Here is a 17,738-nt window from a genome sequence, read left to right as displayed (position 1 = left end):
GGAGGAATTGATTGAATGAGTAAAGTATTAGTTTTTGGACATAAAAACCCAGACACAGACACAATCACGTCTGCTATTGTATATGCCTATTTAAAACACCAAATTGGTGAAGAAGCTGAGGCAGTACGTCTTGGAGATATTAATAATGAAACTCAGTTTGCATTAGATAAATTTGGTTTTGAAGCACCTCGTTTAATTTCTTCTGTAGTAGGGGAAGGGGACAAGGTAATTCTTGTTGACCACAATGAATTCCAACAATCAGCGGATGGTATTGAGGAAGTACAAATTACAGAGGTAATCGACCACCATCGTATTGCAAACTTCCAAACAGCAGATCCACTATACTATCGTGCTGAGCCAGTAGGTTGTACAGCAACAATTCTAAACAAAATCTTTAAGGAAAATGGTGTAGCAATACCAGCTAATATTGCTGGCTTAATGTTATCAGCAATTGTTTCTGATACATTACTTTTTAAATCACCAACTTGTACAGAGCAAGACGTAAAAGCTGGTGAAGAGCTAGCAAAAATTGCAGGTGTGGACGTTGCAGACTATGGATTAGCTATGCTAAAAGCAGGGGCTGACCTATCTGATAAATCACTAGAAGATCTTTTATCATTAGATGCGAAAGAATTCCAATTTGGTGAGTACAAATCAGTTGTAGCCCAAGTTAATGCAGTTGATATTAATGATGTACTTAATCGTCAAGAAGAACTAGAAATCCTATTAAATAAAAACGTTGCAGAAAACGGCTTAGATTTATTCTTCTTCGTTGTGACAGACATTTTAAATAATGATTCAACTGCTGTTGCAATTGGACAAGTAGCAGAAGCGGCAGCAAAAGGATTCGGTGCGGAACTCATTAACAACCGTGTTGTACTACCAGGTGTTGTTTCTCGTAAAAAACAAATTGTACCAGTATTAACGGAAGCACTAAAATAATAGGCAGAGGCTGGGACAAAAGAATTTTAGCCAAAGAAAACCCCGAACTACGAAATGTTCATTAATGTTTCGTAATAGTTCGGGGTTTCTGTTTAAATTGCTTAGTTCATTCGAAAATTATCCAGCTTTCATATTAATCGAGTTTTAATGGTTGTACTGCTGGGCCTTCAAGTACCTCACCCTTAGCGTTAAAGCGTGAACCGTGGCAAGGACAATCCCATGTCTCATCTGCTTCATTCCATTTCGTTTTACAGCCTAAATGGGTGCAAGTCGGTGCTTTGGCGTTCTTCATATAACCAGCTATATATTCCTTTGCAACAAAGCCCCCTACTTTAAGCATCTGCATGAATTGCGCGCCGAATTTTGTACGTGACGGTGAATAAAGGGCAATGGCACCATCCTCACTCTGTGCGCCTGTAATCAGGGTGGACAAGATGTCACCAGCGACAAAGGAATTGGAAATCCCCCATTTACGGTAGCCAGTAGCAATCAGTACATTAGGTAAGGAGTTTGTAATTCTTCCAACGTAAGGAACAATGTCAGGTGTTTCAATATCTTGAGCTGACCATCGATAAAGTGGCTGTTGTTCAAAGTGTTCCTTCATTTCATTGGAAATCGCTTCATAATACGGCTCCGTATGAACGGTTTCGCCAGCTATATGATTCGCTCCACCCATTACTAAATAATGTTCCTTGTCTATCGTGGCAGTCCGAATCGAACGGGAAGGGAAATCAACGGATAGATATTGCCCCTGCATCGTTTCGGAAATCTTACTAGCAATCATATAAGAGCGATTATTGGACAGTTTAAAAAGTTTGAGTCCTTTAAACGCCTCAATGGGATAATGCGAACACAAAATAAGCTTATTGTATTGAACCGACATATTTTTTTCGGTATGTAAGTTATTTTGTGATATGTTTAATTGCTGAACACGAGTATTGCTGTAAAGTCTTGCCCCCATTGCCTGTGCCTCTTTGACAAGGAAATTACTCACCTCTAAAGGATTTATTTGAGCTTGCTGTGACATACATAATGCTTTGGTGATAGGAAACGGTAGCTCTGTCTCAGAGGTAATTTTAGATTTAATATTTAAAACCTTATAGGCATTCCATTCTTTTAATAATTGTGCATAGCCTTCTTTTGTTTGACAGTACAACAGTGAGTCCACTGATCGAACACTGTGTGTCGGAAGTAATTGCCTAGCTTTCTCGATGGCTTGTTGGTTGAGCTGATAATAAAGCTGCGCCTCTTCTATAGATAGTTTTTCTAACAGATTCGCATAGACAATACTATGCTGTGCTGTTAATTTTCCTGTGGAATGCCCTGTCGTTCCGTGACCAAAATGGGTATTCGCCTCAAGTAGAACTACATCCACACCTGCTTTTGCTAAAGTATAGGCTGTATACAAACCTGTTAAGCCCCCACCGATAATACATACATCACAAGTTGTTGAGGAAGTAAGAGAAGCTAGCGAGACTGACTCGGTTGATGCGAGCCACAGAGATTGTGTCATATTGAAACCTCACATTGTTTTTATGTTCAGTATGTAGAAGGGCTTGAAAATTTATGCAGTGAAGCATAAATATTGCCTTGTGATTTGTTCTATCGCTACAATGAAGCAAAAGGAGTGAGTGTAATGAAAATTGAAATTTGGTCTGACTATGTATGTCCATTTTGTTATATTGGTAAAAAGCAATTAGAGAAAGCAATTGAAGATACTGGCTTTGGAGGGCAAGTGGAGTTTGTTTATAAAAGCTATCAATTAGATCCAACTACACCAGTAGAATCGACTAGTACTGTATATGAATCATTAGCCAAGAAATATGGAATGTCTTTAGAAAAGGCTAAGGAAATGACATTGGGCGTAACGGCACGTGCAAAAGAAGTGGGCTTAAACTACGACTTTAGCAATTTGATGGAAGAAAATACGCTAAAAGCACACCGACTTGTGAAATGGGCTGAACAACAGGGAGATGTTACAGCACTTGTGGAATTACTTTTACACAGCCATTTTATTGAAGGAAAGCGTATTGGCCAAGAAGACATTTTATTAGAGATAGCTGAGCAAGTAGGGCTACAGCGTGAAGCGGTTGCAAAGGTTCTTGCAAGTGACGATTATAAAAACGAAGTAGAAGTAGATATTCAAGAAGGTCTACAACTTGGTGTTCGTGGGGTACCATTTTTTGTCTTAAATCGTAAATATGGTATTTCAGGTGCTCAGCCACAGGAGGTATTTGAAGATACACTACGTAAAGTTGCTGAGGAAGAGGGTTTGCAACCAAAGTTAAAGATGGCTGGCTCTGATGATGAGGGTGTATGTACAGATGATAACTGTAAATTGTAGTTTACACAGAGGGGAGTAAAGCTTTATACCCCCTCTTGTTAGATGAATGAAAGAATCTTAACATAATATTTCAGTCAAAAGTCTGAGGAAAGTAACGTTGACATTTTAGGTGAAATTTTTTAAGATTGATATATATCTTGAATTCGAGATATTAGATTATGATGTTTAAGGGAGAATTTATATAATGAACGTTTTAGTAGTAAAAGCTAACAACCGTCCAGACGGTATTTCAACAAAAATGTATGATACATTCATGGAGAATGTACAAGGCCTCAACGTTACAACTTTTGACGTATTTGCTGAAGATATGCCTTATTTTGGACAAGACCTTTTCAATGCATTTGGTAAAGTTCAAAATGGCGGAGAGCTAACAGACATCGAATCACGTCTTTTAGCTGCAAAACAAAAAGCAATGGACGCATTAACTGCAGCTGATATCGTTGTATTTGCATTCCCACTTTGGAACCTAACAATTCCAGCACCTTTACAAACATTTATCGACTATGTATACCAAGCTGGATTTACATTCAAGTATGGTGAAAATGGTCAATTAATTAGCTTAATGACTGACAAAAAAGCAATCATTTTAAATGCTCGTGGTGGCTACTACTCATCACCAGAAGCACAACCAATGGAAATGTCAGTAAATTACATTAAAAATGTAGCAGGTGGCGTATTCGGTATGGAAATTATCGAAGAAGTTATTATTGAAGGTCACAATGCTTCACCTGATAAAGCACAAGAAATTATTGCAAATGGCCTAGAAGAAGTGAAAAAAGTAGCTCAATCACTTCAAACTGTGAATGCATAAAAAATATTTTTTAATAAAAGTCCTCTCAAATTCGGGAGGATTTTTTTTATTTTGTGAACAGATGTATGGTGTGGTATGGAGGTCGGATATATTGATATTAATTAATTATTTAGAATTTACATTTACTAACATCCTGTTTGCGACGCAAGAATTAAAATGATAGTAATCTATGATTTTGGAGAAAAGTAATTAACCATTCTTTTAAAAATACATATAATCAGGACTATTTATTCAGTAAAAAATAGAATTAGTTTAATATAATAGGATTTGTAGGAAAATACTAGATTATTAAGGAGGTTGTTGTATGAATAAGAAATTAATAACTAATTTCTTGGCAATGTTACTCGTTCTATTCGCGTTTATACCATTTGGATTTTCTGCAGATGCTGCTTCCAATGATGTAACACGTGCAGATTATGTAAAAGAACTAGTAAAGAGCTTAGATGTAGAGATAGGTGATGGTTCTTCTCTTGCCTTTACCGATGTCTCTAAGGATTTAGCACCTTATGTAGAAAAGGCTGTGGAATTAAAACTTATTAAAGGTAAAACAGCAACTACATTTGGACCAAACGATAAACTAACACGTCAACAAGCATTTGTTATATCTGCTCGTGGACTAGTTAGTGAAAACGCTTCCCTTTCTATTTTAGAGCAATTTAAAGATGCAGACCAAATTGCAGAGGCATATAAACAAGATTTAGCTAACGCAGTTGCTGCAAACATTTTGCAAGCATTTGAGGATAATACCATTCGCCCTCGTGATTATGTGACGAAGGAGCAAATGGAAAGTATTGTGGAGCGCTTTGTAGCAGAATATAAAGCACCTTCAGCTGGAGCATCAGTAGACCTTCAGATTTTAGGGACAACAGATATCCATACAAATTTAGCTAATTATAATTACTATTTAGATGCTCCCTCAACGGAGGTTGGTTTAGCTAATACGGCTACATTAATTGAACAAGCGCGCGCTAAAAATCCAAATACATTGTTATTCGATAATGGGGATTTAATTCAAGGTACACCACTTGGCTCTTATAAAGCGTTAGAAAGTGTATTAAAGCCAGGGGAAGTGCATCCAGCTATCGCAGCACTTAATGCATTAAAATATGATGGTGGAACTTTAGGAAACCATGAATTCAACTATGGCCTAGACTTTTTAGATGAAGTATTAAACGATGCTAAATATCCAGTCGTAAATGCTAATACTTACGATGCAAAAACGAAAAAGCGTATGTATACACCGTATGTCATTCTTGATAAAGAAGTGGTCGATAGCTCAGGTAAAAAGCATACACTAAAAGTTGGTGTAACGGGAATCGTTCCAACAAAGATTGTTGAATGGGATGCCATTCATTTAGCAGGTAAAGTGGAAATGCAGGAGCCTGTTGAAGCAGTAAAAGAGGTAGTACCAGACATGCAGAAAGCTGGTGCAGATGTAATTGTTGTTCTTTCGCATTCAGGTATTGGTGGGGACACTTATGTGAAGGGTGCTGAAAATGTTGGTTACCAACTAGCAGAAATTGAAGGCATCGATGCTTTAATTACAGGGCATTCTCATTTAACATTCCCTGGTGACTATAAGGACTTGAAAGATGTAGATCAAGAAAAGGGTACGATTCACGGTGTACCGACTGTTATGGCGGGTAGCTATGGTAGTCACCTTGGTGTCATTGATTTAAAATTGGAACAACAAGGATCAGAGTGGGTAGTGGTAGACGGTAAAGGTTCATTGCAATCAATTAAGCAAGAAGGCTTAAAACCATCTGCAACAGTGCTAAAGGCTATTAAAGAAGCACATGAAGGTACATTAACATATATCCGTCAGCCTGTTGGAGAAACAACTGCACCAATCCATAGCTATTTCTCAATGGTACAAGATGATCCTTCTATTCAAATCGTAACACAAGCACAAAAATGGTTTATTGAACAGGAGTTAAAAGGTACTGCTGATGAAAAGACACCTCTTCTTTCTGCTGGAGCACCTTTCAAAGCAGGCTCTCGAAATAACCCACTAGATTACACAAACATTCCTGTGGGACCACTTGCCATTAAAAATATGGCGGACATCTATCATTATGATAATACTGTTGCTACTATTAAAGTGACAGGTGCTCAAGCAATTGAATGGTTAGAAATGGCTGCGGGTATTTTTGCAACAATTGATTCGAATAAAACAGAAGAGCAAAATATTATCGATTCAGAAGCACGTTCTTATAATTTTGACGTGTTGGATGGCTTAACGTATCAAATTGATGTATCATCACCAGCAAAATATGATCGCCGTGGTATCCTTGTTGATGAGAAGGCAAACCGTATTAAAAATGTACAATATAATGGTAAGCCAATCGATCTAAAACAAGAATTCATCATTATTACAAACAATTATCGTGTTGGTGGATCATATGGGGCAACATTTAAAAATGCTGATGGCTCTAATATTACTAACTATGCGTATGAAAATCGCCAAGCTGTAGTTGATTATATTATGGCGAATAAAACAATTAATCCTGCTGCGGATAATAACTGGTCATTTGTGCCGTTCCCAGCTAATACAAAGGTTATTTACCTATCTGCAAAAGATGCACAAAAGTTCATTCCTGCAGGTAGTAGCATCGAATATTTAGCAGAAACAGAAGCTGGATTCGCTAAATATTTAATTAAATAACGGTTTATGAAAAGGAGAGTACGATTTAATCGCTACTCTCCTTTTTATGTCTGTTAAATGAATGGTACCGTGTGCCCTGATAAGTTAAAATGCCGAAATCCCCGTCTACTAGCAGTCCATAGTCGTGCCCATTCATTTTTAGTTCATGACGCTCTCCGTTTAGTTCTTCAAACGTTACATAATAGGACGTAGATGCTCCAGTATTATTAGAGCCTCCACGTATATTTGTACGTTTTGTCACAACCTTAGCGGGTACCGTTAAAATGGGAGAACTGTTGTTTTTAGACCAGCTGATAATGCCTTTCACAACTATGAAGGCAATGCTGCCGAAAACAATGAAAAAGATAATCGTTATAAAAACGGAACCAAATAAAAATTGATCGTCAAACCAGAGCATCTAAATTACTCCTTTCCTTTGGTGTTGAGGTGATTCTTACAGAAGATTTAACTCTAGATCAACAACAATATCTATTTCATCACTGATTAAAACGCCGCCTGTTTCTAGAAACGTATTATAGACTAGATTAAAATCGCGACGATCAATTTGTGTCTTTGCTTGAAAGCCAAATACTTCTTGTGCCCATGGATTGACACCTTTTCCTGTATATACTGTTGTAAATACAATGGGCCTTGTTATGTTTTTGATAGTTAAATCCCCATGAATTGCAAATTTTCTTTCATGAAGTTGATCAATGTATGTAGAAGTAAATATGATTTTTGGATAGACGTCTGCATCAAAAAAATCGGGAGAAACGAGATGGACATCACGATCATGATTTTTGGTGGAGACACTAGCCACGGCAATAGTAAATGAAATGTTTGCCTTCTGCATTTGTTCAATATCTGCTGCAACTATCTCAGCATTGTACGCTTCGAATGTTCCGTGAATACGGGAAATCATCATATGTCGCACAGAAAAGCCAATTGTTGAATGACTGAAATCAATAGTGTATTTTTTCATTTGAAAACCCCCTAAAACAGCATTCTACAACGAATGATAAAGTAAATAATTTGCTTATTCAATGAGTTTTTCATAAATGTGGAAATGTAGACACTTTTATAAAAGTGTAATCTGTGAGCATGTTAGTCATATTCTTATAAAGATGGGCATTTTATTGTTAGCAGGTGATCTAAAAAATTCCCTCTATAAATTGAAAAAAATGAGATTAAAGTTACTTTTAGTAATTTAATATAAAAAAGTTAATTGATTATTTTATGTAAATAAGTTACTTCAAATTTACATTTACTACATTAATCGTTACAATAGTTACATAGAGGTGAAAAATTATGAATGAGACAACTTTATGTCCTCGTTTAGCAAAAGCAATGGATTTAATCGGAAAACGATGGACGGGGTTAATATTATATCAATTACTAGATGGACCACAGCGTTTTAATGAAATCGAGTCTGCCTTACCTGTCAGTGGGCGCTTATTATCAGAACGCTTAAAGGAACTTGAGAAAGAAGGGCTTGTTGAACGCAAAGTATATTCCGAAGTTCCTGTACGCGTAGAGTATTCTTTAACAGATAAAGGTCGAGCATTAGAAGGCGCTATCCGCAATATAGAAACATGGGCAAGTAGTTGGCTCTAACATGAACAGATTGTTCTACTAGTAAATAAACTGGTTTTAATATTGTGCCAAAAACGACACTTGGAATGACTGTCAATTTTCTTTATAATATTCATCATCTCTGCACAGGTCTTACCTGTCATATAATATGAGATAAAAATACCCTTCATTTTACTTGTCAAATTGGGGTTCTAAATCCATACTGGTGTAGAGTAAGAAGGACGTTAGAAAGGAATTAGCTCTCATGACAAAAGAACAATGGGCGAAGGATTTAGCAAAAAATATTAATCCTGCCAATATTAAGTTAGATGAATCTTTACAGCAATATACAATGACAAAATTAGGTGGCAAAGCAGATGTTTTTGTTCTTCCTGAAACAGAAGAAGAGGCAGCATCAGTTATTCGCTATGCATATATAAATAATATTCCTTTATTAATGTTAGGCAACGGCTCAAATATGGTTGTTCGTGATGGCGGTCATAGAGGAATCGTTGTAACATTCTCAAGTCTGGATGAGATTCGTATTAATGGTGAGCATGTTTACGCACAAAGTGGTGCACTAATCAAAGATGTATCGAAGCTATCAGCGCAAGCCTCTTTAACTGGTTTCGAATTTGCTTGTGGTATTCCTGGATCAATTGGCGGAGCAATGGCTATGAATGCAGGTGCTTATGGCGGTGAGATTAAGGATATTATCGTTTCATCTAAGGTGTTAACGAGAGAAGGAAACATTTTAATATTATCCAAAGAAGAGCTTGAGCTCGGCTATCGACAAAGCATAATTGCCAAAAAAGGCTATTATGTGTTATCCTCTGAATTTCAATTGGCGGTAGGGGTGCAAGAAGAAATTGATGCGAAGATTGCTGATTTAACGTTCCAACGTGAATCAAAGCAGCCTTTAGAATACCCATCTGCTGGAAGTGTCTTCAAACGCCCACCAGGTCATTTTGCAGGTAAACTTATTCAAGATAGTGGCTTGCAAGGCCAAGGTGTAGGTGATGCAGAAGTCTCTACCAAGCATGCAGGTTTTATTGTCAATAAAGGTAATGCCACTGCTACTGACTATATTGAAACAATCCGAATGGTCCAACGCGTCGTGAAGGAAAAATTTGGTGTTGAATTAGAGACAGAAGTTAAAATTGTTGGTGACGATCTATAATATCACGCCCTTCGTTTAAGTCGAAGGGCGTTTTTTTAGGAGTGAGGATGAAATGAAATTTATATCATGGAATGTTAATGGAATACGAGCATGCTTAGGTAAAGGCTTTTTAGAATTCTTTCATCAAATGAAAGCAGATTTCTTTTGTATCCAAGAAACAAAATGTCAGGCTGGACAAGTAGAGCTTGCTCTTGAAGGATATGAGCAGTATTGGAATTATGCACAGAAGAAAGGGTATTCAGGAACCGCTATATTCACTAAGCATACCCCGTTGTCTGTTAAGTATGGAGTGGGGGAGGAAGACACTCAGGATGAAGGTAGAATTATTACATTAGAATATGAAAACTTCTATTTAGTGAATGTCTATACTCCGAATGCACAGCGCGATTTAGCCAGATTACCTCTCCGCTTAGATTGGGAGGACCGTTTAGCAAGCTATCTACAAAAACTGAATAGTAAGAAGCCCGTAGTCTATTGTGGTGACCTAAATGTTGCACACACTGAAATTGATTTAAAAAATGCAAAGTCTAATATAGGAAATTCAGGATTTACATATGAAGAGCGAGCGAAATTCTCAGAGTTATTAGCAAGTGGTTTTGTAGATTCTTTTCGCTATAAGCATCCTGATGAAACTGATCATTACACATGGTGGTCTTATATGAATAAAGTACGTGAACGCAATATTGGTTGGCGTATTGATTACTTTGTTGTTTCTGATCTATTAAAGAATCAAATTGATATTGCAACAATCCACCCACACATTATGGGCAGCGATCACTGCCCAATTGAATTACAATTACATGTCTAGTGCTAAAAAAACGTATTTTCATAGAGAAAATACGATTTTTTTATGGTTGTTCTAGAAAATTAATAGGGGTTGCTTCGCTCAAAAGTGAAAGCAAAGCGTTGAGGGAACCACTAAAGGGTAGCATCGAAGCGCTCATAAAATAGGAGACTGTAAGCCGAAATCTATGAAACCAACACAAGATAACCTTCTCATATAAAGTCATATCTTCCTCTATAGGAAAATATGATTTTTCAAAACGGTTCAGTAGCCTTCAAAATTCTTATTGTTTATACTATTTTAATAGCGAATTGATATAAAATTTTGTATTTAAAGAAGATTTTTTATACATAACATACGGAAATTCGCTAAAAAAATTGCTCGTTAAAACGGGTTTGGGAAGGTAAAACGTGAATATAGTGCAAAGAGGGGGTTATGCAGTGGGAAAGAGAAAGTTTAGGTGGAAAAAGTGGCTCATTGTTTTTGCTGGGGTATTAGCTGCTTTGGCTGTTGTGACTTTTATTGGATTTACATGGTTTATGAATAAATCCAAGCCAGTAGTTGATGGTGAGCTAGTTGTTAGTATTCTGGATCAGGATGTGACGGTTACAAGGGATGATAAAGGGGTTCCGCATATTTTGGCTGAAACAGATGCCGATCTGTATCGTGCACAAGGTTATGTCCAAGCGCAAGATCGACTGTTTCAAATGGATTTAGCACGAAGACAGGCAAGTGGTCGATTATCTGAAATCATTGGGGAAGCAACCGTTAATACGGACAAGCACTTCCGTACGTTCAGTTTACGTGATGCGGCGGAGAAATCATTAGCAGCTTATGATGAAGAAAGTAAGCAAGTACTAGAATGGTATGCTGAAGGGGTAAATGCTTTTATTGCACAGGCGAAGGAAAACAATACCTTAAGCTATGAATTTGCTTTGTTAGGCTATGAACCTGAGGAATGGACGGTTGTTGATTCCTTAACGATAGGTAAATATATGGCTTATGATTTGGGCGGAAATTGGAATACATTAGCCTTCCGTCACTGGGCATTACAAAACTTTGATGAAGCAAAGGCGAAGGAATTATTTATTAAATATCCTGAAAATGCTTCGTCCATTATCGAGGCCAATATCCAAACTCCTGTAGCAGTGGCAGGGCAGTTTAGTGCAGATTTATTACCAAATGAATTTAATGGTAGTAATAACTGGGTTGTTTCTGGGGATAAAACGAAATCTGGAAAACCGATTTTAGCAGATGACCCACATTTAGGGTTAAGTACACCTTCTATTTGGTATCAAATGCACCTACAATCCCCACAACAAAATGTCAGTGGTGTTATTTTTGCAGGAATTCCAGGTATTATTTTAGGTCATAATGATGAAATTGCCTGGGGTGTTACGAATGTGGGGCCAGATGTCCAGGATCTATATATTGAAATACCAAATCCGGATGACCCAACACAATTCCGCTATGATGGTCAGTGGGAGCAAGCGGAGGTACGTGATGAGCCAATCAAGGTGAAGGATGGTGAAACGGTAGATTTTGACGTCGTTGTCACGCGTCACGGCCCTATTATGACAGATTTAGCTTTTAAGGATACTGAGCCCACAGCACAATTTTCGATGCAATGGACAGCGCTTCAACCTACAGCGGAATTGAGAGCGGTGCTTGGGTTTAATAAGGCAAAATCTTGGGAGGACTTTGAAAAAGCATTAGAAGATTTTAAGGCACCAGCTCAAAACTTTGTTTTTGCCTCAAAGGATGGCACAATTGCCTATAAAGCTAATGGTCAAATACCTATTCGTAAGCAAGGTGATGGACAATTACCAGTGCCAGGTGATTCTAGTGACTATGGCTGGGAAGATTTTATTCCTTGGGATAAACTACCGACTGTAGTGAATCCAAAGGAAGGCTTTATTGCAACGGCGAATAACCAAGTCATTGGAGAGGACTATCCTTATCACATCACGGATTTCTGGGCGCAGCCTTATCGTTTCGAGAGAATTAAAGAAGTGCTAGAGGCAAATGATGGAATTACAGTAGAAGATATGATGGATTTGCAAATGGATCAGCATAATCTTTATGCAAGAGAGTTTCTACCCGATTTATTAACATCTATAAAAGCGAAAGAGCAGGATGGTCAGTACACAGAGATTATTGCTATGTTAGAGGATTGGGATATGGTAGATGCAAAGGAATCAGGTGCCCCCCTTGTCTTCCATACACTTATGATTAAGTTACAGGAAGTGTTGTTTAAGGATCAAATGCCTGAAGATATGTATGACATCATGTATGGGAAGTTTAATATTACAGACCAACTCTTACGTACAGCGTATGCAGGAGAGAAAAGCATTTGGATTGAGGAGCAGGGTGGTGTGGATGAGACAGTTTATAAGGCATTCGAGCTGACAATTGCACAATTACAAGATCAATTCGGCAAAAATGCAGCGAAGTGGCAATGGGGTGATTACCATCAGCTTACGTTTGATCATACATTGGGTAGTGCCTCACCAATTCTTGCTGCTTACTTTAATGCTGAAAAGGTTCCAATCGGGGGATCGAAGGTTACTGTACAAGCAGCAGATAATGATTTAGCTGGTAATGTAAATCATGGTGCATCTTGGCGTTTTGTGGTAGATGTAGGGGATTTAAGCTCAGCCTATCATATTGTTGGTCCTGGTCAGAGCGGGCACGTAAAGTCTGATTGGTACCAGGATCAAGTGCTTGATTGGGCGAATGGTGATTATCATCAAACGTTTGTGAAACAAGAAGATATAAAAGGAAAAACATTACAATTAAAGGCACAGTAATAAAAGGTTAGCGTACATAATAAGTGCGCTAACTTTTTTTATTAAAAATTACAATGATATAGATCATTAACATTCAAATATTCGTTTGAATATGATGGAATAATATGTTATATTGATTACAATCAAACGAATATTTGAATGAGGTGAGAAAATGCCAAAAGAAATATGTGAGGTGACGCATGTACATGAAGAAGCGGTCACGAAGGTACAACAACAAATGCCTGATTTGTCAGGTGTAGCAAAATTTTTAAAAGCATTATCTGATGAAACAAGACTTAAAATTGCCTATGCCTTAACAGTAGAAGATGAATTATGTGTTTGTGATGTTGCAACTATTATTGGGTCATCAGTAGCGACAGCATCCCATCATTTACGATATTTAAAAGAAAATAATTTAGCCAGATCACACCGTATAGGAAAGCAAATGTATTATTCTTTAGCAGATGAGCATATATACCAAATTGTAACAATTGCCTATGAACATGCGAAAGAGGGGATTGCCAATGGCAGCGACACCAACACCAACTAAACAAGAATACAGGCTACAAAATCTATCCTGCGCCAGCTGTGCGGCGAAATTTGAGAAGAATGTAAAGGCTATACCTGCTGTACAGGATGCACAAGTTAATTTTGGCGCTTCTAAAATTACTGTAATCGGCCCTATTAGTGTCGATCAAATTGAAGAAGCAGGTGCCTTTGATGGCATTAAGGTTACCCAATCAGCAGCAAGAACACTTGACAATGCTACCCCTTTTTACCGTAAAAAAGAGAATGTTCTAGCTGGTATATCTTTGCTTTTTGTTATTTTAGGTTATCTATTTGTTAGTATGCTAGAGGAATCACATCCGCTACCGATAGCGATGTTCATATTAGCGATCCTTGTGGGTGGAGTTGGCATTTTTAAAATAGGCTTCCGAAATCTAGCGCGCTTTGAATTTGATATGAAAACGCTTATGACGATTGCCATTATTGGCGCTGCTATTATTGGCGAATGGGAAGAAGCGGCTGTTGTCGTCTTTTTATTCGCTGTGAGTGAGGCGCTTGAAGCGTATTCAATGGATAAAGCTCGTCAGTCCATCCGTCAGTTAATGGATATAGCTCCACCAACAGCTATTATTAAAAGAGCTCACGGAGAACACTTCCATGAGATGGAACTACCAACAGAAGACATTGAGATAGGTGATATTTTAATTGTCAAGCCAGGGCAAAAGATTGCAATGGATGGGATTGTGATTAGCGGGTTGTCTGCAGTCAACCAAGCAGCCATTACGGGTGAATCGATTCCTGTTAATAAAACAGTAAATGATGAAGTATTTGCTGGGACTCTTAATGAAGAGGGTGCGCTCGAAGTACGTGTGACAAAGCGTGTGGAAGACACAACCATTGCCAAAATTATTCATCTGGTAGAAGAAGCACAGGCAGAAAAAGCACCTTCTCAGCAATTTGTTGATCGCTTTGCAAAATATTACACACCAGCCATCATGATTATTGCTTTTCTAGTAGCTGTTATTCCACCATTATTAGTAGGTGACTGGCAGCACTGGATTTACCAAGGTTTAGCTGTTTTAGTTGTAGGATGTCCTTGTGCACTTGTTGTCTCTACACCAGTTGCCATTGTAACGGCAATTGGGAATGCTGCAAGGCAAGGTGTACTTATTAAAGGCGGTGTTCATTTAGAACAATTAGGACATATTGAAGCTGTAGCCTTTGATAAAACAGGTACATTAACTGAGGGACAACCAGCAGTAACGGATATTGTGACAACAGATAATTGCTCAGAGGACTATGTATTACAACTAGTGGCAGCAGTAGAAAAGCAGTCTCAGCATCCTTTGGCTAAAGCTATTTTAAAAAAATCACATGATAAAAATTTACCAGAGTTAGTACCAACAGATTTCCAATCAGTAACAGGTAAGGGTGCGTATGCTACAGTAGACAATCAGATTATTTATGTAGGCAGTATGAAATGGATAGTGACATTAACTACTGTAGATAAAAAAATTGAAAATCAAGTTAAAAAATTGCAAGAACAGGGTAAAACAGTAATAGCAGCTGTTTCGAATAGCCAATTTATTGGGCTTATTGGAATTGCTGATCAATTGCGCCATGAAAGTAAGGACGTATTACAAAAATTAAATGCCTTGAAAGTAAAGCATATGGTGATGTTAACAGGTGATGCAGAACCCACAGCACAAGCTATTGCTACTTCATTAAAGATGACAGATGTGCGCGCTGGTTTATTACCAGAGGAAAAATTAATGGCGATTAAGGATTTACGTGCACAATTTGGTGCTGTAGCGATGGTTGGGGACGGGGTAAACGATGCACCAGCATTAGCAACTGCAAATGTAGGAATTGCCATGGGTGGAGCAGGAACAGATGCAGCTCTTGAGACGGCGGATATTGCCTTAATGGGTGACGATCTAACCAAACTTCCGTATACCATTGGCTTGAGCAGAAAAACATTACGCATCATTAAAGAGAATATTATATTTGCCCTAGTTTTAAAATTAATTGCGTTGTTGCTTGTCATTCCAGGATGGCTGACATTATGGATAGCAATTTTTGCGGATATGGGTGCTACGCTATTAGTTGTATTTAATTCTTTAAGACTAATTAGAGCAAAAAAGTAGTATGTAAGGTGTAGTTCTGTAAAATAAGATAGGAAATTAATCTCACGCTAACGCTATGAATTTTATGCGAATAGATGCTACTAGGGATTCTTGAAAAAGCATTTTTAAAAGGCTATTATAGTTTCAGGAGTAATGTAACAATTAAATATAAATGAGGCGAAAGTTTGAATATGTCAGATCCTATTTTAGTAAATGTTACAGAAGAGATTGTGCGTGGTTTAGTAAGCTTTTTACTACGAGGACCAGAATATCAAACATTTTGTAAATGCGAAATCTGTGAATTCGACACGGTGGCACTTACACTAAATGCATTGCCAAGTAAGTATGTTACATCTATGGAAGCCAGAGATGAGGCATTTAAAGAAATGAATACTCCTGAAAGTATTGAGCGCATCAACAAAGAGATTATTCATGCGTTACATGTGGTAAATAAGTATCCTCGACACAAAGTAGAGCCTACTTCTTAATAGAAGAGGCTCTTTTTAAGTTGGAGAAGAAGTGTTTTTCTGACATATGTATTTTCAGTTAACTTTTAAGCCAAGCTTGTAGTAAACTAGAGAGTAAGAAAAGGAAAGAGAGGGAAAAGGATATGCCAACACCTAGTATGGAAGACCATATCGAACAAATATATTTATTAATCGCCAACAAAGGATATGCGCGTGTGTCTGACATTGCTGAAGCATTATCTGTACTTCCTTCTTCTGTTACAAAAATGGTTCAAAAATTAGATAAAGATGGTTATTTAGTTTATGAAAAATACCGTGGACTGACATTGACGCCTAAAGGAGAAAAGCTTGGCAAGCGTCTTGTGCAGCGCCATGAATTGCTCGAGCAGTTTTTACGAATGATTGGTGTGGATGAAGAGCGTATTTATGATGATGTTGAGGGAATTGAACATCATTTAAGTTGGAATTCAATCGATCGTATTGCAGATCTTGTGCAAGTAATGGAAGAGAATCCAGACATCGTGAAAAAATTAGAGGCATCTAAGACACAGCATAATCTTTAAAATGATGGTGTGAAGGAAAGGAAGACAATATGAACGCATTACAATCAGGTGAAGTTGTTACATTAACGGTATTAGAGCAACAAGCATCGAAATGGATTTTAACAAATGGAGTGGAAGAACTCCCTTTAAATGCTTCAGAGGTAACAGAGCCACTAGCAGTAGGTGATCGCCTTGAAGTATTTTTATTTGTAGATCGTCGTGGTGATTTGGCTGCTACAACGGCTATTCCAGCTTTTACTCAAGGAGAATATGGCTGGGCTCGTGTCTTGAAAGTGGTTGAACGTGAAGGTGCTTTTGTAGATATTGGTACATCTCGTGAGGTTTTAGTAAGAGCAGAGGATTTACCAGCAGTAAAAGAGTTGTGGCCAGAACCAGGTGACCATGTATTTATGACATTGCGCACGGATCGAAATGGTGATTTATTTGGACGTTTGGCAACGGAAGAAAAAGTGACAGAACTATATGAAGGTGCACTAGAAGATATGCACAATAAAAACATTCAGGCACGTCCATATCGTTTGTTACCAGTTGGCACATTTTTACTAGGGGTAGAAGCGCCTTACCGTATTTTTGTTCATGAATCAGAGCGCAATGCAGAGCCTCGATTAGGGCAAGATGTAGTTGTACGGATTATCGACGTAAAAGAGGATGGTTCGATGAATGGCTCCCTTTTACCAAGAAAGCATGAACGACTTTCAAATGATGCACAGCAAATATTGACTTATCTACAAGATGTGGGCGGCAAAATGCCATTTGGTGATAAATCATCCCCTGAAGAGGTTCAAGAAATGTTCAATATGAGTAAAGGGGCATTTAAACGTGCACTAGGAACACTCATGAAGGCTGGTAAAATAAAGCAACAAGACGGTTGGACTGAAGAAGTTTAGTGGAAAATTCACTTGCTAGAATTGCATTACCACAGAAAAAGTGACGAGAGACATCTGAAACCTTCTCGTCTTTTTTTCGTACTAATAATTGTATAGTGGCATACATTATACAGGCTAATAGA

At 37.8% G+C, this 17,738-nt stretch carries 16 protein-coding genes; 13 read left to right on the top strand and 3 right to left on the bottom strand.

Features of this window, described 5'->3' with window-relative positions:
• Window positions 1-15: 15 nt before the first annotated feature.
• A complete protein-coding gene (locus MHI04_RS20320; RefSeq protein ID WP_058844740.1) occupies window positions 16-942 on the top strand; it encodes a manganese-dependent inorganic pyrophosphatase in 927 nt (308 codons plus the stop codon).
• 133 nt (window positions 943-1,075) lie between these two features.
• Here MHI04_RS20320 and MHI04_RS20315 read toward each other — a convergent pair whose 3' ends face one another.
• Entirely contained in the window at window positions 1,076-2,455 is a 1,380-nt protein-coding gene (locus MHI04_RS20315; RefSeq protein ID WP_330493701.1) for an FAD-dependent oxidoreductase, read from the bottom strand.
• Window positions 2,456-2,578: 123 nt separating this feature from the next.
• Here MHI04_RS20315 and MHI04_RS20310 point away from each other — a divergent pair, with 123 nt between their 5' ends.
• The 3 genes from MHI04_RS20310 (at window position 2,579) to MHI04_RS20300 (ending at window position 6,762) form a co-directional block, all read left to right on the top strand.
• Window positions 2,579-3,286, top strand: coding sequence for a DsbA family oxidoreductase (locus MHI04_RS20310; RefSeq protein ID WP_036119248.1), 708 nt, complete (start codon window positions 2,579-2,581; stop codon window positions 3,284-3,286).
• Between the two features lie 184 nt (window positions 3,287-3,470).
• On the top strand, window positions 3,471-4,097 hold the full coding sequence (locus MHI04_RS20305) for an FMN-dependent NADH-azoreductase (protein ID WP_036119245.1): 627 nt from the start codon (window positions 3,471-3,473) through the stop codon (window positions 4,095-4,097).
• Window positions 4,098-4,401: 304 nt separating this feature from the next.
• Window positions 4,402-6,762 (top strand): bifunctional 2',3'-cyclic-nucleotide 2'-phosphodiesterase/3'-nucleotidase, encoded by a 2,361-nt coding sequence (locus tag MHI04_RS20300; protein ID WP_058844738.1) that lies wholly within the window; start codon window positions 4,402-4,404, stop codon window positions 6,760-6,762.
• A 25-nt stretch (window positions 6,763-6,787) separates the two neighbouring features.
• Here MHI04_RS20300 and MHI04_RS20295 read toward each other — a convergent pair whose 3' ends face one another.
• Together MHI04_RS20295 and MHI04_RS20290 are read right to left on the bottom strand one after the other, a co-directional pair.
• A complete protein-coding gene (locus MHI04_RS20295) occupies window positions 6,788-7,159 on the bottom strand; it encodes a DUF2500 domain-containing protein (protein WP_101966900.1) in 372 nt (123 codons plus the stop codon).
• 36 nt (window positions 7,160-7,195) lie between these two features.
• Window positions 7,196-7,723, bottom strand: a complete 528-nt coding sequence (locus MHI04_RS20290) for a YceI family protein (RefSeq protein ID WP_036119238.1) — start codon at window positions 7,721-7,723, stop codon at window positions 7,196-7,198.
• 326 nt (window positions 7,724-8,049) lie between these two features.
• Between MHI04_RS20290 and MHI04_RS20285 the strand changes: the two genes are divergently transcribed.
• From MHI04_RS20285 to MHI04_RS20245, 9 genes are all read left to right on the top strand, one after another.
• A complete protein-coding gene (locus MHI04_RS20285) occupies window positions 8,050-8,355 on the top strand; it encodes a helix-turn-helix domain-containing protein (protein WP_036119224.1) in 306 nt (101 codons plus the stop codon).
• A gap of 223 nt (window positions 8,356-8,578) precedes the next feature.
• Window positions 8,579-9,493 carry a UDP-N-acetylmuramate dehydrogenase gene (gene murB, locus MHI04_RS20280; protein WP_271911143.1) on the top strand — a complete coding sequence of 305 codons (915 nt, stop codon included), beginning with the start codon at window positions 8,579-8,581 and terminating at the stop codon, window positions 9,491-9,493.
• 52 nt (window positions 9,494-9,545) lie between these two features.
• Complete coding sequence (locus tag MHI04_RS20275; RefSeq protein WP_340812245.1) at window positions 9,546-10,301, top strand: exodeoxyribonuclease III; 756 nt, start codon at window positions 9,546-9,548, stop codon at window positions 10,299-10,301.
• A 416-nt stretch (window positions 10,302-10,717) separates the two neighbouring features.
• On the top strand, window positions 10,718-13,087 hold the full coding sequence (locus tag MHI04_RS20270; RefSeq protein WP_340809569.1) for a penicillin acylase family protein: 2,370 nt from the start codon (window positions 10,718-10,720) through the stop codon (window positions 13,085-13,087).
• A 151-nt stretch (window positions 13,088-13,238) separates the two neighbouring features.
• A complete protein-coding gene (locus MHI04_RS20265; RefSeq protein WP_058844732.1) occupies window positions 13,239-13,616 on the top strand; it encodes a metalloregulator ArsR/SmtB family transcription factor in 378 nt (125 codons plus the stop codon).
• Entirely contained in the window at window positions 13,591-15,720 is a 2,130-nt protein-coding gene (locus tag MHI04_RS20260) for a heavy metal translocating P-type ATPase (RefSeq protein WP_058844731.1), read from the top strand. Before MHI04_RS20265 ends, MHI04_RS20260 begins: the two co-directional genes overlap by 26 nt.
• 164 nt (window positions 15,721-15,884) lie before the next feature.
• Complete coding sequence (locus MHI04_RS20255; RefSeq protein ID WP_036119208.1) at window positions 15,885-16,187, top strand: late competence development ComFB family protein; 303 nt, start codon at window positions 15,885-15,887, stop codon at window positions 16,185-16,187.
• 122 nt (window positions 16,188-16,309) lie between these two features.
• Entirely contained in the window at window positions 16,310-16,729 is a 420-nt protein-coding gene (mntR, locus tag MHI04_RS20250) for a transcriptional regulator MntR (protein ID WP_036119205.1), read from the top strand.
• A gap of 29 nt (window positions 16,730-16,758) precedes the next feature.
• The gene (locus MHI04_RS20245) at window positions 16,759-17,616 is read left to right on the top strand and encodes a S1-like domain-containing RNA-binding protein (protein ID WP_036119203.1); all 858 of its coding nucleotides are present in this window, start codon (window positions 16,759-16,761) and stop codon (window positions 17,614-17,616) included.
• Window positions 17,617-17,738: the final 122 nt, after the last annotated feature.

The organism is Lysinibacillus sp. FSL K6-1151 (assembly GCF_038630755.1).
In the GTDB taxonomy this organism is placed as follows: Bacteria; Bacillota; Bacilli; order Bacillales_A; family Planococcaceae; genus Lysinibacillus; species Lysinibacillus fusiformis_D.
Note: the sequence above shows the minus strand (reverse complement) of the source record. Positions and strands in the feature narration are given on the sequence as shown.

Bases quoted from the DNA above. Each gene is read 5' to 3' on its own strand.
- MHI04_RS20320 (WP_058844740.1), top strand. From the start codon at position 16: ATGAGTAAAGTATTAGTTTTTGGACATAAAAACCCAGACACAGACACA.
- MHI04_RS20315 (WP_330493701.1), bottom strand. From the start codon at position 2,455: ATGACACAATCTCTGTGGCTCGCATCAACCGAGTCAGTCTCGCTAGCT.
- MHI04_RS20310 (WP_036119248.1), top strand. From the start codon at position 2,579: ATGAAAATTGAAATTTGGTCTGACTATGTATGTCCATTTTGTTATATT.
- MHI04_RS20305 (WP_036119245.1), top strand. From the start codon at position 3,471: ATGAACGTTTTAGTAGTAAAAGCTAACAACCGTCCAGACGGTATTTCA.
- MHI04_RS20300 (WP_058844738.1), top strand. From the start codon at position 4,402: ATGAATAAGAAATTAATAACTAATTTCTTGGCAATGTTACTCGTTCTA.
- MHI04_RS20295 (WP_101966900.1), bottom strand. From the start codon at position 7,159: ATGCTCTGGTTTGACGATCAATTTTTATTTGGTTCCGTTTTTATAACG.
- MHI04_RS20290 (WP_036119238.1), bottom strand. From the start codon at position 7,723: ATGAAAAAATACACTATTGATTTCAGTCATTCAACAATTGGCTTTTCT.
- MHI04_RS20285 (WP_036119224.1), top strand. From the start codon at position 8,050: ATGAATGAGACAACTTTATGTCCTCGTTTAGCAAAAGCAATGGATTTA.
- murB (WP_271911143.1), top strand. From the start codon at position 8,579: ATGACAAAAGAACAATGGGCGAAGGATTTAGCAAAAAATATTAATCCT.
- MHI04_RS20275 (WP_340812245.1), top strand. From the start codon at position 9,546: ATGAAATTTATATCATGGAATGTTAATGGAATACGAGCATGCTTAGGT.
- MHI04_RS20265 (WP_058844732.1), top strand. From the start codon at position 13,239: ATGCCAAAAGAAATATGTGAGGTGACGCATGTACATGAAGAAGCGGTC.
- MHI04_RS20260 (WP_058844731.1), top strand. From the start codon at position 13,591: ATGGCAGCGACACCAACACCAACTAAACAAGAATACAGGCTACAAAAT.
- mntR (WP_036119205.1), top strand. From the start codon at position 16,310: ATGCCAACACCTAGTATGGAAGACCATATCGAACAAATATATTTATTA.
- MHI04_RS20245 (WP_036119203.1), top strand. From the start codon at position 16,759: ATGAACGCATTACAATCAGGTGAAGTTGTTACATTAACGGTATTAGAG.